General features: G+C 71.1%; 19 protein-coding genes. 6 read left to right on the top strand and 13 right to left on the bottom strand.

What is annotated here, in order from left to right; genetic code table 11:
• Nucleotides 1-86 precede the first annotated feature (86 nt).
• The 3 genes from C1A33_RS07140 to C1A33_RS07150 form a co-directional block, all read right to left on the bottom strand.
• A complete protein-coding gene (locus tag C1A33_RS07140) occupies nt 87-455 on the bottom strand; it encodes an HAD family hydrolase (RefSeq protein ID WP_243407280.1) in 369 nt (122 codons plus the stop codon).
• 148 nt (nt 456-603) lie between these two features.
• Nucleotides 604-1,713 (bottom strand): iron-containing redox enzyme family protein, encoded by a 1,110-nt coding sequence (locus C1A33_RS07145; RefSeq protein WP_243407281.1) that lies wholly within the window; start codon nt 1,711-1,713, stop codon nt 604-606.
• Nucleotides 1,710-2,438: a class I SAM-dependent methyltransferase gene (locus C1A33_RS07150; RefSeq protein ID WP_101830738.1), complete on the bottom strand. Its 729-nt coding sequence runs from the start codon at nt 2,436-2,438 to the stop codon at nt 1,710-1,712. The genes C1A33_RS07145 and C1A33_RS07150 overlap by 4 nt, the downstream gene beginning before the upstream one ends.
• A 464-nt stretch (nt 2,439-2,902) precedes the next feature.
• Here C1A33_RS07150 and C1A33_RS07155 point away from each other — a divergent pair, with 464 nt between their 5' ends.
• From C1A33_RS07155 to C1A33_RS07180, 6 genes are all read left to right on the top strand, one after another.
• Entirely contained in the window at nt 2,903-4,150 is a 1,248-nt protein-coding gene (locus C1A33_RS07155) for a cytochrome P450 (RefSeq protein ID WP_101830739.1), read from the top strand.
• A 136-nt stretch (nt 4,151-4,286) separates the two neighbouring features.
• The gene (locus C1A33_RS07160) at nt 4,287-5,378 is read left to right on the top strand and encodes an AMP-binding protein (RefSeq protein WP_101830740.1); all 1,092 of its coding nucleotides are present in this window, start codon (nt 4,287-4,289) and stop codon (nt 5,376-5,378) included.
• Between the two features lie 2 nt (nt 5,379-5,380).
• Nucleotides 5,381-6,769 carry an aldehyde dehydrogenase family protein gene (locus C1A33_RS07165; RefSeq protein WP_101830741.1) on the top strand — a complete coding sequence of 463 codons (1,389 nt, stop codon included), beginning with the start codon at nt 5,381-5,383 and terminating at the stop codon, nt 6,767-6,769.
• Nucleotides 6,770-6,851: 82 nt separating this feature from the next.
• On the top strand, nt 6,852-7,031 hold the full coding sequence (locus C1A33_RS07170; protein WP_101830754.1) for a non-canonical purine NTP pyrophosphatase: 180 nt from the start codon (nt 6,852-6,854) through the stop codon (nt 7,029-7,031).
• 422 nt (nt 7,032-7,453) lie between these two features.
• Nucleotides 7,454-8,005, top strand: a complete 552-nt coding sequence (locus C1A33_RS07175) for an amino acid permease (protein ID WP_101830742.1) — start codon at nt 7,454-7,456, stop codon at nt 8,003-8,005.
• Between the two features lie 148 nt (nt 8,006-8,153).
• The gene (locus tag C1A33_RS07180) at nt 8,154-9,338 is read left to right on the top strand and encodes an agmatinase family protein (protein ID WP_101830743.1); all 1,185 of its coding nucleotides are present in this window, start codon (nt 8,154-8,156) and stop codon (nt 9,336-9,338) included.
• A 51-nt stretch (nt 9,339-9,389) separates the two neighbouring features.
• On the opposite strand, the gene C1A33_RS35590 is transcribed toward C1A33_RS07180, so the two are convergent.
• The 10 genes from C1A33_RS35590 to C1A33_RS34650 all read right to left on the bottom strand — a co-directional run bounded on the left by C1A33_RS35590 (nt 9,390) and on the right by C1A33_RS34650 (nt 16,110).
• Complete coding sequence (locus tag C1A33_RS35590; RefSeq protein ID WP_207770198.1) at nt 9,390-9,944, bottom strand: plastocyanin/azurin family copper-binding protein; 555 nt, start codon at nt 9,942-9,944, stop codon at nt 9,390-9,392.
• A gap of 545 nt (nt 9,945-10,489) precedes the next feature.
• On the bottom strand, nt 10,490-10,942 hold the full coding sequence (locus C1A33_RS07190; protein WP_101830744.1) for a nuclear transport factor 2 family protein: 453 nt from the start codon (nt 10,940-10,942) through the stop codon (nt 10,490-10,492).
• Nucleotides 10,943-11,088: 146 nt separating this feature from the next.
• Nucleotides 11,089-11,658, bottom strand: a complete 570-nt coding sequence (locus tag C1A33_RS07200; protein ID WP_133150590.1) for an AAA family ATPase — start codon at nt 11,656-11,658, stop codon at nt 11,089-11,091.
• Nucleotides 11,655-12,482 carry an AAA family ATPase gene (locus tag C1A33_RS07205; protein WP_101830746.1) on the bottom strand — a complete coding sequence of 276 codons (828 nt, stop codon included), beginning with the start codon at nt 12,480-12,482 and terminating at the stop codon, nt 11,655-11,657. Before C1A33_RS07205 ends, C1A33_RS07200 begins: the two co-directional genes overlap by 4 nt.
• A gap of 176 nt (nt 12,483-12,658) precedes the next feature.
• The gene (locus tag C1A33_RS07210) at nt 12,659-13,582 is read right to left on the bottom strand and encodes a class I SAM-dependent methyltransferase (protein WP_101830747.1); all 924 of its coding nucleotides are present in this window, start codon (nt 13,580-13,582) and stop codon (nt 12,659-12,661) included.
• Between the two features lie 89 nt (nt 13,583-13,671).
• The gene (locus C1A33_RS07215; RefSeq protein WP_101830748.1) at nt 13,672-14,016 is read right to left on the bottom strand and encodes a VOC family protein; all 345 of its coding nucleotides are present in this window, start codon (nt 14,014-14,016) and stop codon (nt 13,672-13,674) included.
• A gap of 1 nt (nt 14,017) precedes the next feature.
• Nucleotides 14,018-14,206: a ribbon-helix-helix domain-containing protein gene (locus C1A33_RS07220; protein ID WP_101830749.1), complete on the bottom strand. Its 189-nt coding sequence runs from the start codon at nt 14,204-14,206 to the stop codon at nt 14,018-14,020.
• Between the two features lie 290 nt (nt 14,207-14,496).
• The gene (locus C1A33_RS07225; RefSeq protein WP_207770199.1) at nt 14,497-15,216 is read right to left on the bottom strand and encodes an endonuclease V; all 720 of its coding nucleotides are present in this window, start codon (nt 15,214-15,216) and stop codon (nt 14,497-14,499) included.
• A 55-nt stretch (nt 15,217-15,271) separates the two neighbouring features.
• The gene (locus C1A33_RS07230; RefSeq protein WP_165818266.1) at nt 15,272-15,622 is read right to left on the bottom strand and encodes a toxin-antitoxin system YwqK family antitoxin; all 351 of its coding nucleotides are present in this window, start codon (nt 15,620-15,622) and stop codon (nt 15,272-15,274) included.
• Nucleotides 15,619-16,110, bottom strand: a complete 492-nt coding sequence (locus tag C1A33_RS34650) for a YwqJ-related putative deaminase (protein WP_165818267.1) — start codon at nt 16,108-16,110, stop codon at nt 15,619-15,621. Before C1A33_RS34650 ends, C1A33_RS07230 begins: the two co-directional genes overlap by 4 nt.
• Nucleotides 16,111-16,871 lie beyond the last annotated feature (761 nt).

The raw sequence follows: 16,871 nt of genomic DNA on the forward strand, positions 1-16,871 counted from the left end.
CGCCCGTCCTCCGGCGCCCCGGGCGACCCCCGCCTGAGCCGCGGGACACCACGGTCCTGGGGGACCGGAAGCGGCCCCTGGCCGGCTCAGGACCGCGGCTCGTCGGCGAGCAGCGCGCCGATCGGGGAGTCCCGGAGGTGGGCGAGCAGGTCGACGGGGTCGTCGTAGACGGCGGCCGCGCCGGCCTCGACGAGTTCGGCGCGGCTGGTGCCGCCGCAGGTCACGGTGACGCAGTCCAGGCCGGCTCGGCGGGCGGCGAGGACGTCCCAGGGTGTGTCGCCCACCATGATCGAGCGAGCGGCGTCGGTTCCGGCGGCGTCGAGCGCGCGGCCGCCAGGACGTCGTCGCGGCGGCGGTCCCGCTCGGGCAGCAGCGCGTCGAGCAGGTCCTCGGATCCCATGCCGACCCGGCGGTGCGGCCGTGCCATCGGCACGACGTGTCCCTCCTGCCGGCATGCCCGGAACCACGCCACGGCAGGTACGTGGTGTCGACGAGCGTGCCGTCGACGTCGAAGAGGACCGCCGTCGCGGTACTCAACACCGCACGCCTCCTCTGGTGGGTGTGTAGGAGTTGGAATCCCCCTCGTTCACGAGGGGGAGGACGTCAACGCAGGGACGACCGGCCCGACTCCCAGGCCGTCAGGATGTGCTCGGTGGCGCGGCCCTCGACCGCCATCGCCGCGCGCGCGCCGAACAGCAGGTCGTCCGCCAGCTGCGGTTCGGCGCGCACCAGGCCGGCGGCGAGGCTGTCGGCGGCGACCGTCTGATGGTGGGCGTCGGCGACGACGTGCGTGTCGAAGAACAGCCGGGCCGCCGGGGGCAGGCCGTGGCGGCGCAGGGCGGCGCTGTAGGCGCTCATCGGCCCGACGGAGGTCATCTCGAACACCGCCAGGTGTCCGACCAGCGCGGCGCGGTGCGCGCGGTGCAGCCCGAAGAACGACGGCAGGTTCACCGTCGCGAGCGTGGTGGCCGGAACCCGGTCGAGGTAGGCGCCGTAGGCGGGGTCGAGCCCGAGGGCGCGCATCGTGAGGCCGAACAGCGTCTGGTGCATGTCGCGTTCGACGCCCTCGCCGTACTCGTCGGCCTGGATCTCCAGCAGGGCGGCCTTGGCCGCGCCGGCGAGGCGGGGGATCGCCCACGAATGCGGATCCGCCTCCTTGAGCTGCAGCAACGACCGGTGGACGGCGAACTCGCGGAAATGGTCGAGGGTGCCGTCCTCGGCGAGGAACCGGGACAGCGACGGCCCCCCCGGTGCTTCGACGAGCGCCCGCAGCGCCGCCGCGACCCGCTCGGCCGCGACGTCTCCCGCGCCGGCGTCCCCCACCGTGGTGGCGACCGTGTCCGAGCCTCCCGCTGCCGGGCCGCCGACAGGAGATGGCGGCGTGGGGTACGCGTCGGCGACCTCGTGGTGCAGGCGGGGCAGCAGGTCGTCCTCCAGCCGGCGGCGCAGGCGCAGCAGCGACGGTTCCCACTCCCAGCGCTCCGCCACGTCCGCGAACCCGCGGTAGTGCAGCTCGTAGAGGAGGTACAGCGCGAGCGCGCCGTCCTCACCGAACAGGGCGTCGTCGTCGGCGTCCGGCGGGTCGTCGAGGGTGTGGACCGGGCGGCGCAGGACGGTTGTCAGGGCGTCACTGAGCGTGCCGCGTGGGCGGGGGAGCGGAGCGGGGCGGAGCTGCGCCGGGTCCAGCACCGCGCCGTAGGCGAGGGTCGTCACGCGGCCGCCCGCTCGCCGCCGGGGGCGAGAACGTGGGCGAGAACCGCGGGATCCGCGCCCGGCAGGTGGGGCGCGCAGCCCTCGCGCAACCAGGTGACGCCGGCGAGGACGTACTCGTCCGCCCGGTGGAACGCCCGGCCGCGCGTCGTGAGGGCCTCGATGTGCCGCCACACCGCGGGTTCGCGGCAGTGCTCGCCGAAGCGGATCGGGCGTACCGCCCAGTCGAGCAGGCGGTAGCCCCGGTCACGCGCCTCCGTGAGGACGCCGAGCGGATCGGCGATCGAGGAAACCATGAGCATCACCAGGTCGAAGGGGCCGGCCAGCAGCCGGCGGGTGACCTCGGCGCCGTCGCGCCCGCCGTACAGGTCCGGGCCGTGGGCAGCGTCTGGCCGGGCGGGCAGGTAGGGCGGGTTGGCGATGACGCAGCGTTCCTGCGCGCTGACGGCATGGGCGAAGAAGTCCCCGAACTCGACCGAGTAGTTCGCCGGCGCCTTCAGCTCGACCAGCCGGCGCGCCGCCCGGAACGCCTGGGGATCGTGCTCGAAGCCGCGCACCCGCGCGGCCGACTCCGCCCGCCCGACGGCCTCGATGAGCGGCAGCCCACTGCCCGCGCCCAGCTCCGCCACCCCGGCGGCGGTCAGAGGTCGCAGCTGCGCCGAGGCCAGCAGCCTCTCGACACACCAGGAGTAGAAGGACGACTCGACCGGATCGTAGAAGGTGGACACACCAGCTCCCCACTCGACGTGCTGACGCCAGGAACGTCCTCGCCGCCCGCCACCTACCCGCGCGGCCAGGGCTAAACCGGCGGGCCCGTGACGGTGGGTGCGCGCGCCGCCGCGGCGCGGGCCGCGGGCAGGAGGAATCCGTCGCGGATCTCGGCGGCACGATGAACTCATAGTGAACCATCAATCCTGCGAACGTGCCGGCATTCCTCCCTACCTTCCGGATTCCTCCCTCCTGGTGGGACCGGCGGCTCATTCTTTCCCTGTCGGCCGACGATCGATCGATAGCAGTCGGCTATGGAATGTTGCATCGAGGGCGTCCGGCTGGCATGGCGGAATTCTCGACCTGTTCATCTTCTGTGCGGACGGCCGTGGCGGGTGATGCGAGACTGTCGCGGGGGCGGCCGAATACGCGGCCGCGCCGGAAGCCGCCATCCGTGTGCGCTTCCCTGGATGAGGAGAATCCCATGCCAGCCGTTGTGGAAACAACGGGCACGTCCGCGTCAGGCTTCACCGGAATCATGTCGGCACTGATGGCCAGCCGGCTGCCGGATCCGTATCCCGTTCTCCGGTCGGTCCGCGAGGCGGGCTCCTTCCTGTCCGGTGAGATCGCCGGCTCGCCGGTGACCCTGGTGACCACGCACGCCGAGGCGTCCGCGGTGCTCGCCCATCCGGCGATCGGGCACGGGTTCCGCGACGGCATCAGTTACCGCGGCCACCTCGACGACGGCCTCGGCTCGCTGGTGCGCGCCGACCCACCGGACCACGGCCGCCTGCGCCGCCTGGTCGGGCGGGCGTTCACCCCCGGCGTCGTGGACGCCCTGGGCCCGCGGATCACCGAGCTGTGTGACGCGCTGCTCGACGAGGCGCTCGCGGCCGGCGAGGTCGACATGGTCGAGGCGCTGACCAGGCCGATGCCGCTGCGGGTGATGTGCCGGCTGCTCGGCGTCCCCGCCGAGGACGAGCCGGAGTTCGGCGGCTGGGTGGACGCGCTGACCCGCGGGATCGACCCGCGGCCCTCGCTGACCCCCGCGGAGGTGAGCGCCCGCGCGTCCGCGACCGTCGCCTTCGACGACTACTTCCGCGACCTCATCGCCCGGCGCCGCGCCGAGCCGCGTGACGACCTGCTCAGCGCGCTGGTGGCCATCCACGACGACGGGGACGTGCTCTCCGAGCGTGAGCTGCTCGAACTGTGCACCCTGCTCCTGGTCGCCGGCTACGAGACGACCGTCAACCTGCTGGGCGGCGGCATCCTGGCGCTGATCCGCAACCCCGACCAGCTCGCCCTGCTGCGCGAGGATCCGGCGCTGGTGGGACCGGCGGTCGAGGAGATGCTGCGCCACGACCCGCCGATCCAGCTCATCGCCCGCACGGTCCTCGCCGACGCGCGGATCGCCGGCCACGACTTCCGCCAGGGCGAGGGCGTGATCCTGCACGTCGGGACGGCGAACCGGGACCCGGCCGCCTTCGACGAGCCGGACCGGTTCCTGGTGACCCGCTACGCCGGTGGCGCTCGCGTCCGGCGTCACCTCGGCTTCGGGGTCGGCATCCACTACTGCCTCGGCGCGCCGCTCGCCCGAGCGGAAGCGGAGATCGCCTTCCGGACCCTGCTGCGCCGGGTACGGACCCTCACCCTGCTCGACGACGACGTCGCCTACCGTGAGCGGATCGTCATCCGGGGTGTGCGGTCCCTTCCCCTGCGCCTCACCGCCTGATGGCGCGGATGGAACTTCCAATGACGCAATCGGCACCCGTCCCGCGCCCGGCGGGGGCGCTCGAAGATCCGCGACGATCCGGGAGCCGGCGACGCCGAGGTCGCCGGCGCGATCCACGCACCCGCGGAGGAAGCGCATGAGTCCCGCCGTTCTCGATCTACCCCAGCCCGGCCAGTCACCCGCCGATCCCGACGAGTACATCGGCGCGCTGATGCGCTGGCATTTCAGCGCCGAGACCGGCAGCCCGTTCTGGCTGCGCCGGGCGGCCAGCCTCCCGTTCGACCCGATCGCCGACGTCCGTGGTTTCGACGACCTGCGGCTGTTCCCGAACGTCGTCGACGAGTTCCGCGAGGTGCCCGTCGCCGACCTGATCCCCCGCGGCCTGCGGGGCGCGGACCGCGTCGTCGCCGGCGTGTACGAGTCCGGCGGCACCACCGGCCTGCCCAAGCGCTTCGTCATGTTCGACCGGTGGATGGACTTCGCCCTCGGCTGGGACGAGCACCACTACGCCGACCTCGGCACCGCGAACGTGCTCGCGATCGCCCCCAGCGGCCCGCACATGTTCGGCGAGTTCGCCCGCCGCCGGGCCCGTCGTCACGACGGCCTGCTGTTCACCATCGACCTCGACCCGCGCTGGATCAAGCGACTGATCGAACGCGGCGACACCGCCGAGTCCGAGCGCTACGTCGCGCACATCGTCGACCAGGCCGCGCACATCCTGCGCACCCAGCCGGTCGGCATCCTCATCACCACCCCGCCGCTGCTGGAACGGCTCACCCGCCACGACGACCTGGTGGAGCTGATCCGCAAGGAGGTCCGGTTCCTCTGCTGGAGCGGCGCCCACATGGACGCCGACACCCATGAGATCCTGCGCACCGAGATCTTCCCCGGCATCCCGCTCAAGGGCCTCTACGGCAGCACCACCATTCTCGGCATGTCGCGGGAACGCGACACCGAACGCCCCGACGGGCTCGCCTCCTTCGACCCGCCGAGCCCGTACATCGTCTTCCGGGTCGTCGATCCGGCCACCGGCGACGACGTTCCCGTCGGCACCCGCGGCCAGGTCGTCATGAACCACCTGACGAAGTACGCGCTCATTCCGAACAATCTCGAACGCGACCTCGCGCTGAAGCTCGAACCGCCGGCCGGCTGGCTCGGGTGCTCGGTCGCCGACGTCGGCCCGGTCGCCACCTTCGGCGACCACACCGTCATCGAAGGGGTGTACTGACCATGCAGGTCGACGGGGGAGTCCAGATCGACGCGCTTGGGCCCGCCGGGCCCTATCGCGCCCGGGCCCGCCAGCCGCTCGCCGCCCTGTCCGGCGCGGCCATCGGTGAGATCAGCCAGGTCCCGGCGCTGTACGTGCGTCGGACGCTGGCCGCGATGCGCGCCGCGCCGGTCGTGCCGGGCGCCGTCCGCTTCGACGCGCTCGACCGCGCGGCCGAGCTGTTCCTGACGGCCACCCTCGGCGGGTTCGCGCCCGACGAGTACGTCGAGCTCGTCTCGACCGCGTCCGGGGTGCCTCGCGGCGTCGTGCGCCAGTCCGTCGAGTGGATCGCGGACGTGCTGCGCTCCCAGCGCCACACCGTCGAGCTCGCCCGCCCGCACGGAGCCGTCGCCGACTGGCGCCACGAGAAGACGCTGACCGGCTCGGCGGTCTGGGCACGCCGCGGCGACCTGTTCGCCGTACACGCCGCCGGCAACACCCCGGCCGTGCACGGGCTGTGGCCGGAGGCGCTGGCGCTCGGCTACAAGGTGGTGGTGCGCCCCTCCTCGCGGGAGCCGTACACCGCCTTCCGCCTGGTCGAGGCGCTGCGCACCGCCGGCTTCCCGCCGGCGACCATCACCTTGCTGCCCACCGACCACACCGTCGCCGACATCCTGATCGAGGAGTCCGACTTCGCGATCGTGTACGGCGGGCAGGACGTCGTCGACAAGTACGCCGCCATCCCCACCGTCCTCGCCCAGGGCCCCGGCCGCTCCAAGATCCTGATCACCGCGGACGTCGACTGGCGCGAGCACATCGACGTCATCGCCGGGTCGGTCTCGCACCTCGGTGGCACGGCGTGCACGTGCGCGACGGCGGTGCTCGTCGAGGGCGACCCCGAGCCGCTCGCCGCCGCGCTCGCCGACCGGCTCGGCCGCATCCCCAGCCTGCCCCCGGACCATCCCGACGCGATCCTCACCGTGGCGCCCACCGCCTCGGTCGTCGCGATCGACCGCTACCTGCACCAGGTCGCCGGGGACGCGCGCGCCCTGCTCGGCGGGGACGGCATCGTCGACGTGCTGCCGACCGGCGGCGCCGTGCTGCGGCCCGCCGTGCACCTGGTCGACTCGCCCACCGCGCCGCAGCTCGGCGTCGAGCTGCCGTTCCCGTGTGTGTGGGTCGGCCCGTGGCGCCCCGAGGACGGGATCGCCCCGCTGCGCGACTCCCTCGTCCTCACGGCCATGACGGGACGCGCCGAACTCATCGACGCCCTGCTCGACGAACCGTCGATCATCAACCTCTACCTGGGCGACAACCCGACGACCTGGCTGCGCCCCGGCATCCCCCACGACGGCTACCTCAGCGAGCGCCTCATGCGCACCAAGGGCATGATCCGCAGCGCCGTCGCCTGAGGTCCTCTCGGACGCGCGCCCGCGCACCGATCACGCGGTGCGCGGGCGCGCGCCCTGTCCCGTCTCGGCGGCGTGGATCATCATGGGCGTCGATCTCGGCTCGAGGGCCGGCAGCAACGGCCACAGCTTCGACACCGTCTTCGCGCCCGTCGGCAGCGCTCGGACCTTCGCCGAGATGCCCATCGAGCAGAAGAACGAGCTCTCCCCCCGCCGGCACGCGGTCGACGCCCTCCGCGCACACCTCGGCCTCACCGGCTCCTGAAGCGCCGGCGACCGCCTCCCGGCTGGTATGAGGAGAGGTGCCACGGCTACGTGGGCGTCGGTTTCCCGGGGCGATCTGCCCGCGCCCTACCATGACGGTTTCAGTACCCTGGGCACCCCGACCGAGAACCTTACCGGGGGCAATGCGATTGCCACATCGTTGACAAGTCGTTGACACGCCCACGCGGTTTCCTGCTCGAGACCCCCGACAGCGGGGGCGCGCCTAGGGTTCCGCCGGTCATGGACACCGCCCGCGATGTCGTCGTGGGCGTTCTCCTGGCCGGGCCTGGTCCGAGAGGCGCAAGCAGCCGCCGCGTGCGGGCGTCACCGCGCACGCCGGCTGCTCCACGGCGGGAGAAAAGCCCGGGAGTTCCACCGCGATGTCGGTGGCTCCGCGGCCACCGACCTCATCCGAGGAACTCGATGGCCCGCGACCGGGTGCTGCCGTTCTCGGCCTCGCTCGCCACCGTGTCGCCCCGCTTCCGGACGCCGATCAACGCGGCGGTCGTGGTCGGCGTGTTCGCGGTGGCCGTCCTGGTGCTCAACGTCTTCCAGCCGGCGATGTACATCGCGCTGGCCAGCGTCTGCATCATGCTGCTCTACATCGCCTACCTGATGGTCACGGCGCCGATGCTGCTGCGCCGGTTCCAGGGCTTCCCGAAGAAGGACGCGCCCGCCGTGACCACCGCGACCGGTCGACCGCTGTTCACCCTCGGACGCTGGGGTCTGCCGGTGAACATCCTGGCCGTCGTGTGGGGCGTGTTCATGACGGTCAACCTGGGCTGGCCCCGGGAGGCCGTCTACAACCCGGTCGGGACCCCGCACTGGTACCTGCACTACTTCGCGCTGATCGCCCTGGCCGTCGCGCTCGCCCTGGGTGCCCTGGCCTACTGGCGGCAGCGCCACGAGAGCAACGCCGTTCTGGCCGCGCTCGACCTCGACGCCGAGATCGTGGTCGGCGCCGAACCCGCCTGAGCGCCACCACATGGACGTCCGGCGGGCGGCGCGGCCCCGTCACGCCGCCGGTCGGGGGTCCGTCGTGGTCTGATCCGGTCACCCACCGCCACATCCGCGGCACCACACGTCGCACCGAGTGACGCCGAGCGCGCGAAGGAGCACGTCGATGAGCGAGTCCCCCGAGCCGGACGCCGTCAACCGCGAGGGTGCCTGGGCCCAGCGGGCCGAGGGCAGGCTGTCCCACCGGCGCTGGAAGGAGGAGGTCGAGCGCGGGCTGGCCCACGGCCTGCCGGCGGCCGACTCGATCACGGATCGCACCATCCCGACGTTCGCCCGCGGCGAGCTGCCGCACTTCGCCGGCGAGCGCGGCACCTTCCTCAAGTGCCCCTATCTGGAGGACGTCCACGACGTCGGCGACGCCGAGGTGGCGATCTTCGGTGCTCCGCTGGACGCCGGGACGACCTACCGCCCCGGCACCCGCTTCGGCCCCCAGGGCATCCGACGGGCCACCAACCTGTTCGGCACCTACAGCTACGAGCTGGGCGTCGACCTGCGCGAACAGCTCAACATGGTCGACATCGGCGACGTCTTCGCCATCCCCGGCAACCTGGAGAAGTCCTTCGACCAGATCAGCAAGGCGATCGGCCACGTCGCCGCGTCCGGCGCCTTCCCGGTCGTGCTCGGCGGCGACCACTCGATCGGCTACCCGACGGTGCGGGGCCTCGCGCCCTATGTCGACGGCAACATCGGGATCATCCACTTCGACCGGCACGTCGACACCCAGGAGCTCGACCTGGACGAGCGGATGCACACGACGCCCTGGTTCCACGCGACGAACATCCCGAACGCGCCGGCCACGAACCTGGTCCAGATCGGCATCGGCGGCTGGCAGGCGCCCCGGGCCGGGGTGAAGGTCGGCCGGGCCCGGGGCACGACGGTCATGACGGTGGGCGACGTCGAGCGGGTCGGCATCGACAAGATCGCCGAAACGGCACTGGAGCTGGCCTGGCAGGGCGCCAAGGCCGTCTACCTGTCGTTCGACATCGACGTGATCGACTCCGGGTTCGTGCCCGGTACCGGCTGGCCCGAGCCGGGCGGGCTACTGCCCCGGGAGGCGCTCGGCCTGGTCCGGCGGATCGCCGAGGGCGGGCTGTCCGGGATGGAGCTCGTCGAGTGCTCGCCGCCGTACGACTGGGCCGAGCAGACGTCGCTGATCTCGGCCCGGGTCATCCTCGACACGCTGGCAAGCCTAGTCCGGGTGGGCAGACTCGGCCGCAGGCCGTCCACCCGCCGCACCGACGCCTGGGGCCCCTACCCGGACGACACCCCACCGGCGCCAGCTGCGGGCTGACCGCCCGGCGCTCTCGGCCTCACACGCTCGCCGGCTCCGGCCGGCCGGCGCTCAGCCGATGGACCAGTCGTCCTTGCCGCCGTCCTTCGGGAGGACCGTGATGACACCCATCATCGGCGTGCCGAAGTTGCCGTTCGCGTCCTGGATGCCGCCGTCCGGCCCAGGCGCCACCGGCTGGTCGAACTGATCGAGATGTGAATGGAAACGGCAGTAGTAGACGAAGTTCCCGGGGCGCCGGAACGTCAGGGTGAATACTCCCGGTCGGCCGTTGTTCGAGTCCGTTCCAGGTATCAGATGATTGACACCACGATTGTCGGTGGTGGTGAACGAGTTGTCGGTCACCACGGTGTGGTCATCGGTGTCGTTGTTCTTCCAGGTCACCGAGTCGCCGGTCCTGATCGTGAGACCGAACGGCGTGAAACGGTCCTCCTCGGGAATGGTCACGACGACGTTCCGTCGGTGTCCGTCCTCCTTCGGGCCGTCCCAGTTCCAGGCCGGCCAGTCCCAGGACGCCTGGTGCGCCGGGTTCGCGGCAGCGCCGTGCGCAGCGGGCCTGCTCGTCGATCCCGCTGCCAACGCGGCGACGGGCACCGTCGCTGTGCCCACCGCGCAGCCCACCAGGAGTAGTCCGCCCGTGGTGACGCCCAGTCGCGCAAGTCGTGCAGGTCGCATATTATCCACGCCCTTTCACATGTTCGGAGACGTCCACGGGATTCCGCACTGGCGGCATCCCGTGGCTGGCTGGACCCTGACATGCGCGCGACGGGTTCTGGGACACCGACACGATCGAAGGGACGTCTGGCCGCGTGCGTTTCCGACACGGCCAGCATCGTGGGATTCACCGCGGTACAGCGCCGGAACGGGTGACGCGGGATGGGCTGAGCTCCGCTGACGCCGCCGGATGAGGCCGGCCTCGTCGGCGGTGTCCGACCGCGAGATCGCGAACTGGTAGGCCCGGGGACCAGCCGGGCGCCGAGGCCGAGCAGGGCGGCGACGAGAGCGGTGGAGAACACCGTTTCGCTGCGTACCAAGGGCATGATCCGCAGCGCCGTCGCCTGAGGTCCTCTCGGACGCGCGTCCGCGCACCGATCAGCGGTGCGCGGGCGCGCGTCCTGTCCCGTCTCGTCTCGTCTCGTCCCGTTCCGTTCCTTTTATCCAGCGACGGCGTCGCCGGCGAGGGCTTGCGCGACGGTGAGGCTGTCCTCGTAGACGTGGTAGCGGGTGATCGCGCCGTCCTCGACGGTGAGGCGCAGCGCGCAGCCCGCGCGGTACTCCCGGCCGGTCGCCCGCACGGTCTGGCGGATGTCCCCGAACACCACGGCGTCCGCGCCGTCGACCAGCACCGCGGGCGTCAGCCCGCCGCGCTTCTCGGGCACGTGCGCGTCGCGCAGCGCGCGGAAGTGGTCGGCGACGTCGGCCCGGGTGGACCGTGCCCGGATCCAGGGCACCACGGAGTGGCCATCTGCCGGCCAGTCGAGCCGCCAGTCGACGGTGTCCGCGAACAGCTCGGAGATCCGGTCGGGATCCTCGGCCCGGCTGACCGCCTGACCCGCCCCGAGGCCGAGGCGCTGTTCCTCACCGGCCCGCCCACCGCCGCCGCCCAGTTGGGCCTGGCCACCGCGAGCACCGCCGCGCGGCTCAAGCTCGACGCGGCGTTACCCGCCGACCTGCGCGAGCGCGCCCGCCATCTCGCCGACCGCTTCCACCTCGACCCACCACCCTGGTACCTGAGCGACCGACAGGAACAACGTCACCCCTCGAGTGCGGCGGTCGCCGCGTATCTTGACACTTCGGACTCGCTCACGATTCCGTCGGCAAGACCTTCCAGGAAGGGTTGGCCGGCAGAGTCGGGCACAGGACGCATCCGGGTTCGCCGCCTCGTCCGCTTGTGCTCCTGGTCGATCTCCGTCACCATGTCGGCGAACACCACCGCGCACCCGTGTTCGTCATGGCTTCTACTGGTCACGGCGGACATGACGACCGGTGAGTGGGAGGCCAGGATGAGCTGCATGAGCGGGCCGTCCAGATAGTCCTCACTCAGCTGGTCCGTCACCAGTGCGCTCAACTGCTGGATCAGGCTCCGAAGCCGCGCCGGGTGGACACCGTTCTCGGGCTCTTCGAAGCAGATCGCACCCCGAAAGGCCGGATCGTAGAGGGCGGCGAGAAGTGCCAGCACGCGAAGTGTTCCATCGGAGGCGACCGCCGCCGAATAGGAAGAATCACGGTCAGAGGTGAACCAGATCTCCCACTCCCGCATGCGGTTCTGGGAAATCGTGAAATCTGTGACGCCGGGGATGAGGTGTGTCAGGGCCGCGTTCATGTCCGCCAGCGCGCTTCCGGTGCCGTCCGCGAGGGCGGTCTCCCGGTCGATCCTGTGCAACACGTAGGCGAGGTTTCCGCCGTCGGCTTCCAGAAGCTCGGATTCGTGGGCGGAGCTGGGACTGCGAAGCGCTGCCGGATCCAACTGGAGGAACCGCCACGAGGCAGTTCCTCACGCAGCGCGTACAGATGCCTGAACTCGGCGGTGACAATCGTGGACAGCACTGTGCGCTCGGCCGCGAACGCAGGGCGCGGACGCCCCTGCACTCCGTCATTGTGAATCTTGAACACGGGTCGGCCCTGCTCGTCCTCGCCGCCGCTCAGTAGATCGTCCCGCCGCCGGTATCGCAGCTGACGGGCCTGGAAGGCAGGAGTCGCCCAGTAGCGGAGGGGCGAGGACCTCGCCCGATCCCTTCCGCTTCGGATTGGCGAGGCGAACTCGCTGGCCACGTACAGCCGCTCGTTTCCGTCGTCATCGCGTCTCTGCTCAATCGCGACCTCATAGCGAATGCGGGTGTGAGTCAGCCGGACGTCGGAGCCCCATGGATCCTTCAGGGCACTGTCCAGCACGACCTCCACCGCGATCGTTATGCGCTCTGACGAGGTCTCGTCGGACTCTCGTCGAAAGAGATTCACTGGTCCTCCGCGGACTGCCGCGAAGGCGCTGCGAAGGTCGCTTTCAGCCAGCAGTCCGATGAGGCGAATCGCGTCGAAGAGATTGGACTTTCCGGACGCGTTCTGGCCGACGATGACGAGAAACGGGCTCAGATCGAGTGAGAAGTTGTGGAACGTCTTGAAACCGTCGATCTCGATCCGGGTCAGCATGGATCACTCCGCTGGCCCCACGGATGGTGGTCCACGACACCTCACTCCCGATGATCTCTCGCTGGCCAAGATACCCGGCGAGCCCCGCGTGCGATCGAGGACCACGCCCGGGGTCGTGCCCGCCTCGCGGGACACCTGCCTGACGCAGGAGTAAGACGGTCCACGCAGTGGTGGACTCAGGTGGAGGCGAGGAGGAGGTCCTCGCCGGTGGAGGGGCGTAGGCCGTCAGGGCGGCCGGTGAAGTAGCGGTCGGCGAGGGTGCCGCTGGGGACGTGGCGGACGTCCGGGAATCCTGCCGCCCGGGCGAGGGCGAGGATTTCGCCGGGGGCGTAGAGGCTGACGAACGGGGTGCCGGACGCCTGCGCGCCCCTGGACGACGTCTCGAGACCGGCGCGGTCGGCGTCGCCGAGGAGGTCGGCGGGCAGCAGGAACGTCAGGGCGGCCGTCGACCCGGGGGCCAGGCTCGCGAGGCGACGCAGCATGTCCGCGGTGGCGTCCCGGGTGAGGTACATGGTCACGCCGGCGGCGGCGACGACGGCGGGCCGGCCGGCGTCGAAGCCGGCGGCGGACAGGCGGGCGAGCCAGTCGTCGCCCGCCTCGAAGTCGACGGGCACCAGCCGCAGATGGCTGGGCAGGCCGCCTCCCCCGCCGGTGATGTGGCGGTCCAGGTCGAGCAGGCGGTCGCGCTTCCACGCCTGGGTGCCGGGCTGGTCGATCTCGAAGACTGTCAGGCGGTCGGCGAACTCCAGCCTGCGCTGGGCGAACGTGTCGAGCCCCGCGCCGAGGATGACGTACTGGTCGACGCCCTGCTCGACCCGTTCGGCGACCAGATCCTCGAGGAAGCGGGCCCGGGCGACGATGGACGCGCGGAAGCCGCGGGTGAAACGCGGATCCATGTCCGGGCGGGCCCGCCAGTCGCCGCCGGGCGCCGCGAGCCGCAGTCCGACCTCGTCCGCGAGGACGTGCGGCGGCTGATCGACCTCCAGGTGCAGCGCCCGCCACAGGGCCACCCGAACCGCCGTACTGTCCGGCGCTGCGCCGTGAGGTGCCGAGTTGTGCGGTGTTACGTCGTGAGGTGCCTCGGTTTGCTGGTCCGCCATCGTGCCCTGCCTCTCCTCGTCCCGCGTGCTGGTCCGACGTTCGTGGTCCACCGGCTCGCTGTCCCGCAGCCTTGGCGGCGGGCCCGGCGTCAGCCCGCCGCCGGGGCCTGCAGGCTCCAGGGGCGGCCGTCGGGGTCGCGCACGGTCATCTCCTTTGTGCCGTAGTGCGTGTCCTCGAACGGCGTGACGACCTCGACGCCCTCGCCGGGGCTGCACGCCGCCGCGTCGGCAACCCGCAACGCGATCTGGATGTGCGGTGTGCGGTCCGCGGGGATCTCGGCGACGAAGACGGCGGGGCCGTCGCCGTTGCGGAACTGGCCGGAGTTGTGGTCGGTCTCGAACTCCAGGGTGAACCCCAGGCTCTGGAAGAAGCGTGCGGAGCGGCCCCAGTTGTGGGTCTCCACGAAAACGGCGTCGATGCCGTCGGTGGCCATGTCAGGTCTCCGTTCCGGTCGAGGATGAACGCTGCTCGCGGGCGTGGGAGGCGTCGTCGAGGTAGACGCGCAACGCCTCGGCGACCAGCGCCGACAGCGAGGATCCCGTCTCGATCGCGTGGTGCTTGACCTGCTTGATCAGTGAAACCGGCAGATACACGTTGAACTGCTTGACGTCCTCATCGCCCACGGCGCTGATGCTAGCATGCTAGGAACACGGCTGACTAGCTCCGTGCCGCCGAGGCCAGGGCCCTGGGCCGAGCGCGGCTCCTCCCGAGGGGGCCGCGGACTGGGGATTGACCCCAGGCACGCCCATGTGGAGAGGGAAGGCCTTAGGACGAGGCAGTTCGGCCTCCCGACCAGGTCGCACCGTTCGCGTCCCGCATGGCCCGAGCATCGCGGTCCCGATCAGGCGTCACGCTGCCTCGGCTGCCTCCGGGTATGCGGCCCGCGGCCTCAGACTCGGGGCGATCATGACTCTCATCGACTTCCGTCCGTGATCCCGGCGGATCGGGCGTCTCCCGCCGATCCTGAACGGAGACGCGCGGCGAGAGCCGTCCGGCTGAGGTGGTCGGCGGCGCGGGTCGTCTCCGGTAGGCGATACCGCGAACACAGGTCGAGCACCCAGCGGCAGGCGGAGTCGAGGTTGGTCCGGTGCCCGACGGAGAGGTAGACCTCGCGGACGCCGTCGCGGGTCCGCAGGGCGGCGCCGACCGGTTCGTCGTCGAGAAGTATCGGGGTCCGCTCGCCGCGGAGCGGCCCGGGCGCGGTGTGCGTGCCGACGAATGGCGTCTTCGCGACACCGATCGTCGGTAGGTCCAGGGTGACACCGAGGTGGCAGGCAAGGCCGAAGCGGCGCGGGTGGGCGATTCCGTGCCCGTCGCAGACGAGCAGGTCAGGCGGTGCGGTCAGCTGCGGGAGGACGTTGTTCCACGCGTCGAGTAGGGGCGGCATCTCCCGGAAGGACAGCAGGCCCGGAACGTAGGGGAACGCGGCGCGGCCCGTGGCCGTCGCGGAGGCGATCACCGTCCAGTCCGGCGCGGCGAGCACGACGACCGCCCCCGCCACGACATCGGAATCGGTGTCATAAGCGACGTCGAAGCCCGCCACCGTCGCGACCGCCTCCGGCCCGGGAACGTCGGCCCGGACTCGCCGCCGCAGCGCCTCCTGCACCGCCTCGGCATCCTCAACCTGCCTCACCACTGGCCCTGACCCTGCTGGCTCTTCACGCTTCGGTGACCGTGTCGGGTGCGGCTCAGCCGCGTTCGGACCCATCATCTGACCAGCGCTTTCTGTGGACGACTTCGCCGTGGTTGTACTGGGTCTCGCTCTCCAGCTGCCCGTTGGGGAACCATGTGCGCCCGACGCCGTGCCAGCCCCCAGGCGCATTCCAGTACTCCGACTGGAGTGATCCATCGGGGTAGAAGGAACGCTCCAGCCCGTTCGGGCGGCCGTTCTCGTAGGTCTCAATCTTGCACAGCTGGCCGTCCCTGTAACGATCGACGACCTGTCCTGTGAAGAGCTTTCCGTCGTGGGTGACGAACAGGTCGTCCGTGTAGTCGATGTCGTCGATGTGTACCGTGGGGGTAGGGTCGGGCCCCGTCATCGCCTCATCCATTCGTCAACGGGTAGCTTGCCGGGGAGGGAATCCACGCCCGTCTCGCCGCCGAGTATAGCAGTGCAGTTCGGGCAGCAGGGCGCCGACGACTTGCTGTCCGGGCGATAAGGAAAACGATTGTCCACCAGCATCTCGTCCAGTGAGCCGACGTTCACCTGGTACCCCATCGCCTCTCGATCGTGCAGAGCGCGACTCGTGTTCTGCACCTCGGCGTGGGTGCCCGGAGTGCTGAAATGGGGATAGCCGCCACGGGTGCCGTCGGCGTACTGGTAGCCGTCCGGCCTGGCCCGCGCCGTCGCTCTCAATTCGTCAAGGCGGCTCTGGAGAACCGGGTGAAGGTCGTCGGGCACCTCCTTGCCGCGGTTGACGGCCTCGTAGAGGAGGCCGGTGCGTCTGTCAAGAAGGACGGAGGTGACGGGTGCTGCCCTGGATTTCGGAATGGTGCCGTCCTGGCGCGCGTCACGATATCCCTGCACTCTCTCATCCGTCAGAGCCTGGAGATACTCGCGTGCGGGCCTTCCGCCAATCGACTCGAGCAGGCCTCTCTCGTCCCTGCGAAGCTCGGCTTCACGGGTTCTGGGAAGCGGCCTCACATCGCTGAGTGGTGACTCAGGCCAGGGAGAGCCGTCGGGCTTCCTGGATGGAGCCTCCTGTCGGCCGCCGTCTGGCTGCTCCGGGCTGGCAGGGTGGTCCGGCCTCTCAGTGGCGCGCGGGCTGGGCGCTTCGGAGCGGGGTGTGCTCAGGCGGGCGAGTTTGGCCTCGAGGGGCGATTCGGGGGCGTCCCAGGCGGGTGTCGGGGTGCGGTCGGGGGGCGTCGCGGCCTCGTCGTCGATGGCAGGGCGATGCCGGTCGAGGGCGTCGAGCTTGGACTGGAGGCGGTCCCATGCCTCCCCGCGCGGGGCGGAAGCAGGCTGCGGCGTAGGTCGCTCGACCCCTGCGGAGGGATCGGAGTCTCCGAGAGCGCGCCGGTCGAGGGCAGCCATCTTCGCCTCGACGGACGATGCCTCCGGTCGGGTTGGGCCCGCTGCCGGGGGCTCCGGCAGGTCGGGGCCGCTGCCGGGAAGATCTCGAACCATCGGCACTCACCGTACCGATATGGCCACTCTCGCGCACCCAGATCCGCATAGATCGTGCATATTGCCTGATCGGCGGGCGGCAGGGAGGGCGGTGAGCCCGTTCGCGGTCGGCGACGGGTCACGCGCAAGGCGGTGCGGGGCAGCGGGAGCGGGGGGAGCGG

This window comes from Frankia canadensis, from assembly GCF_900197875.1.
Lineage (GTDB): Bacteria > Actinomycetota > Actinomycetes > Frankiales > Frankiaceae > Frankia > Frankia canadensis.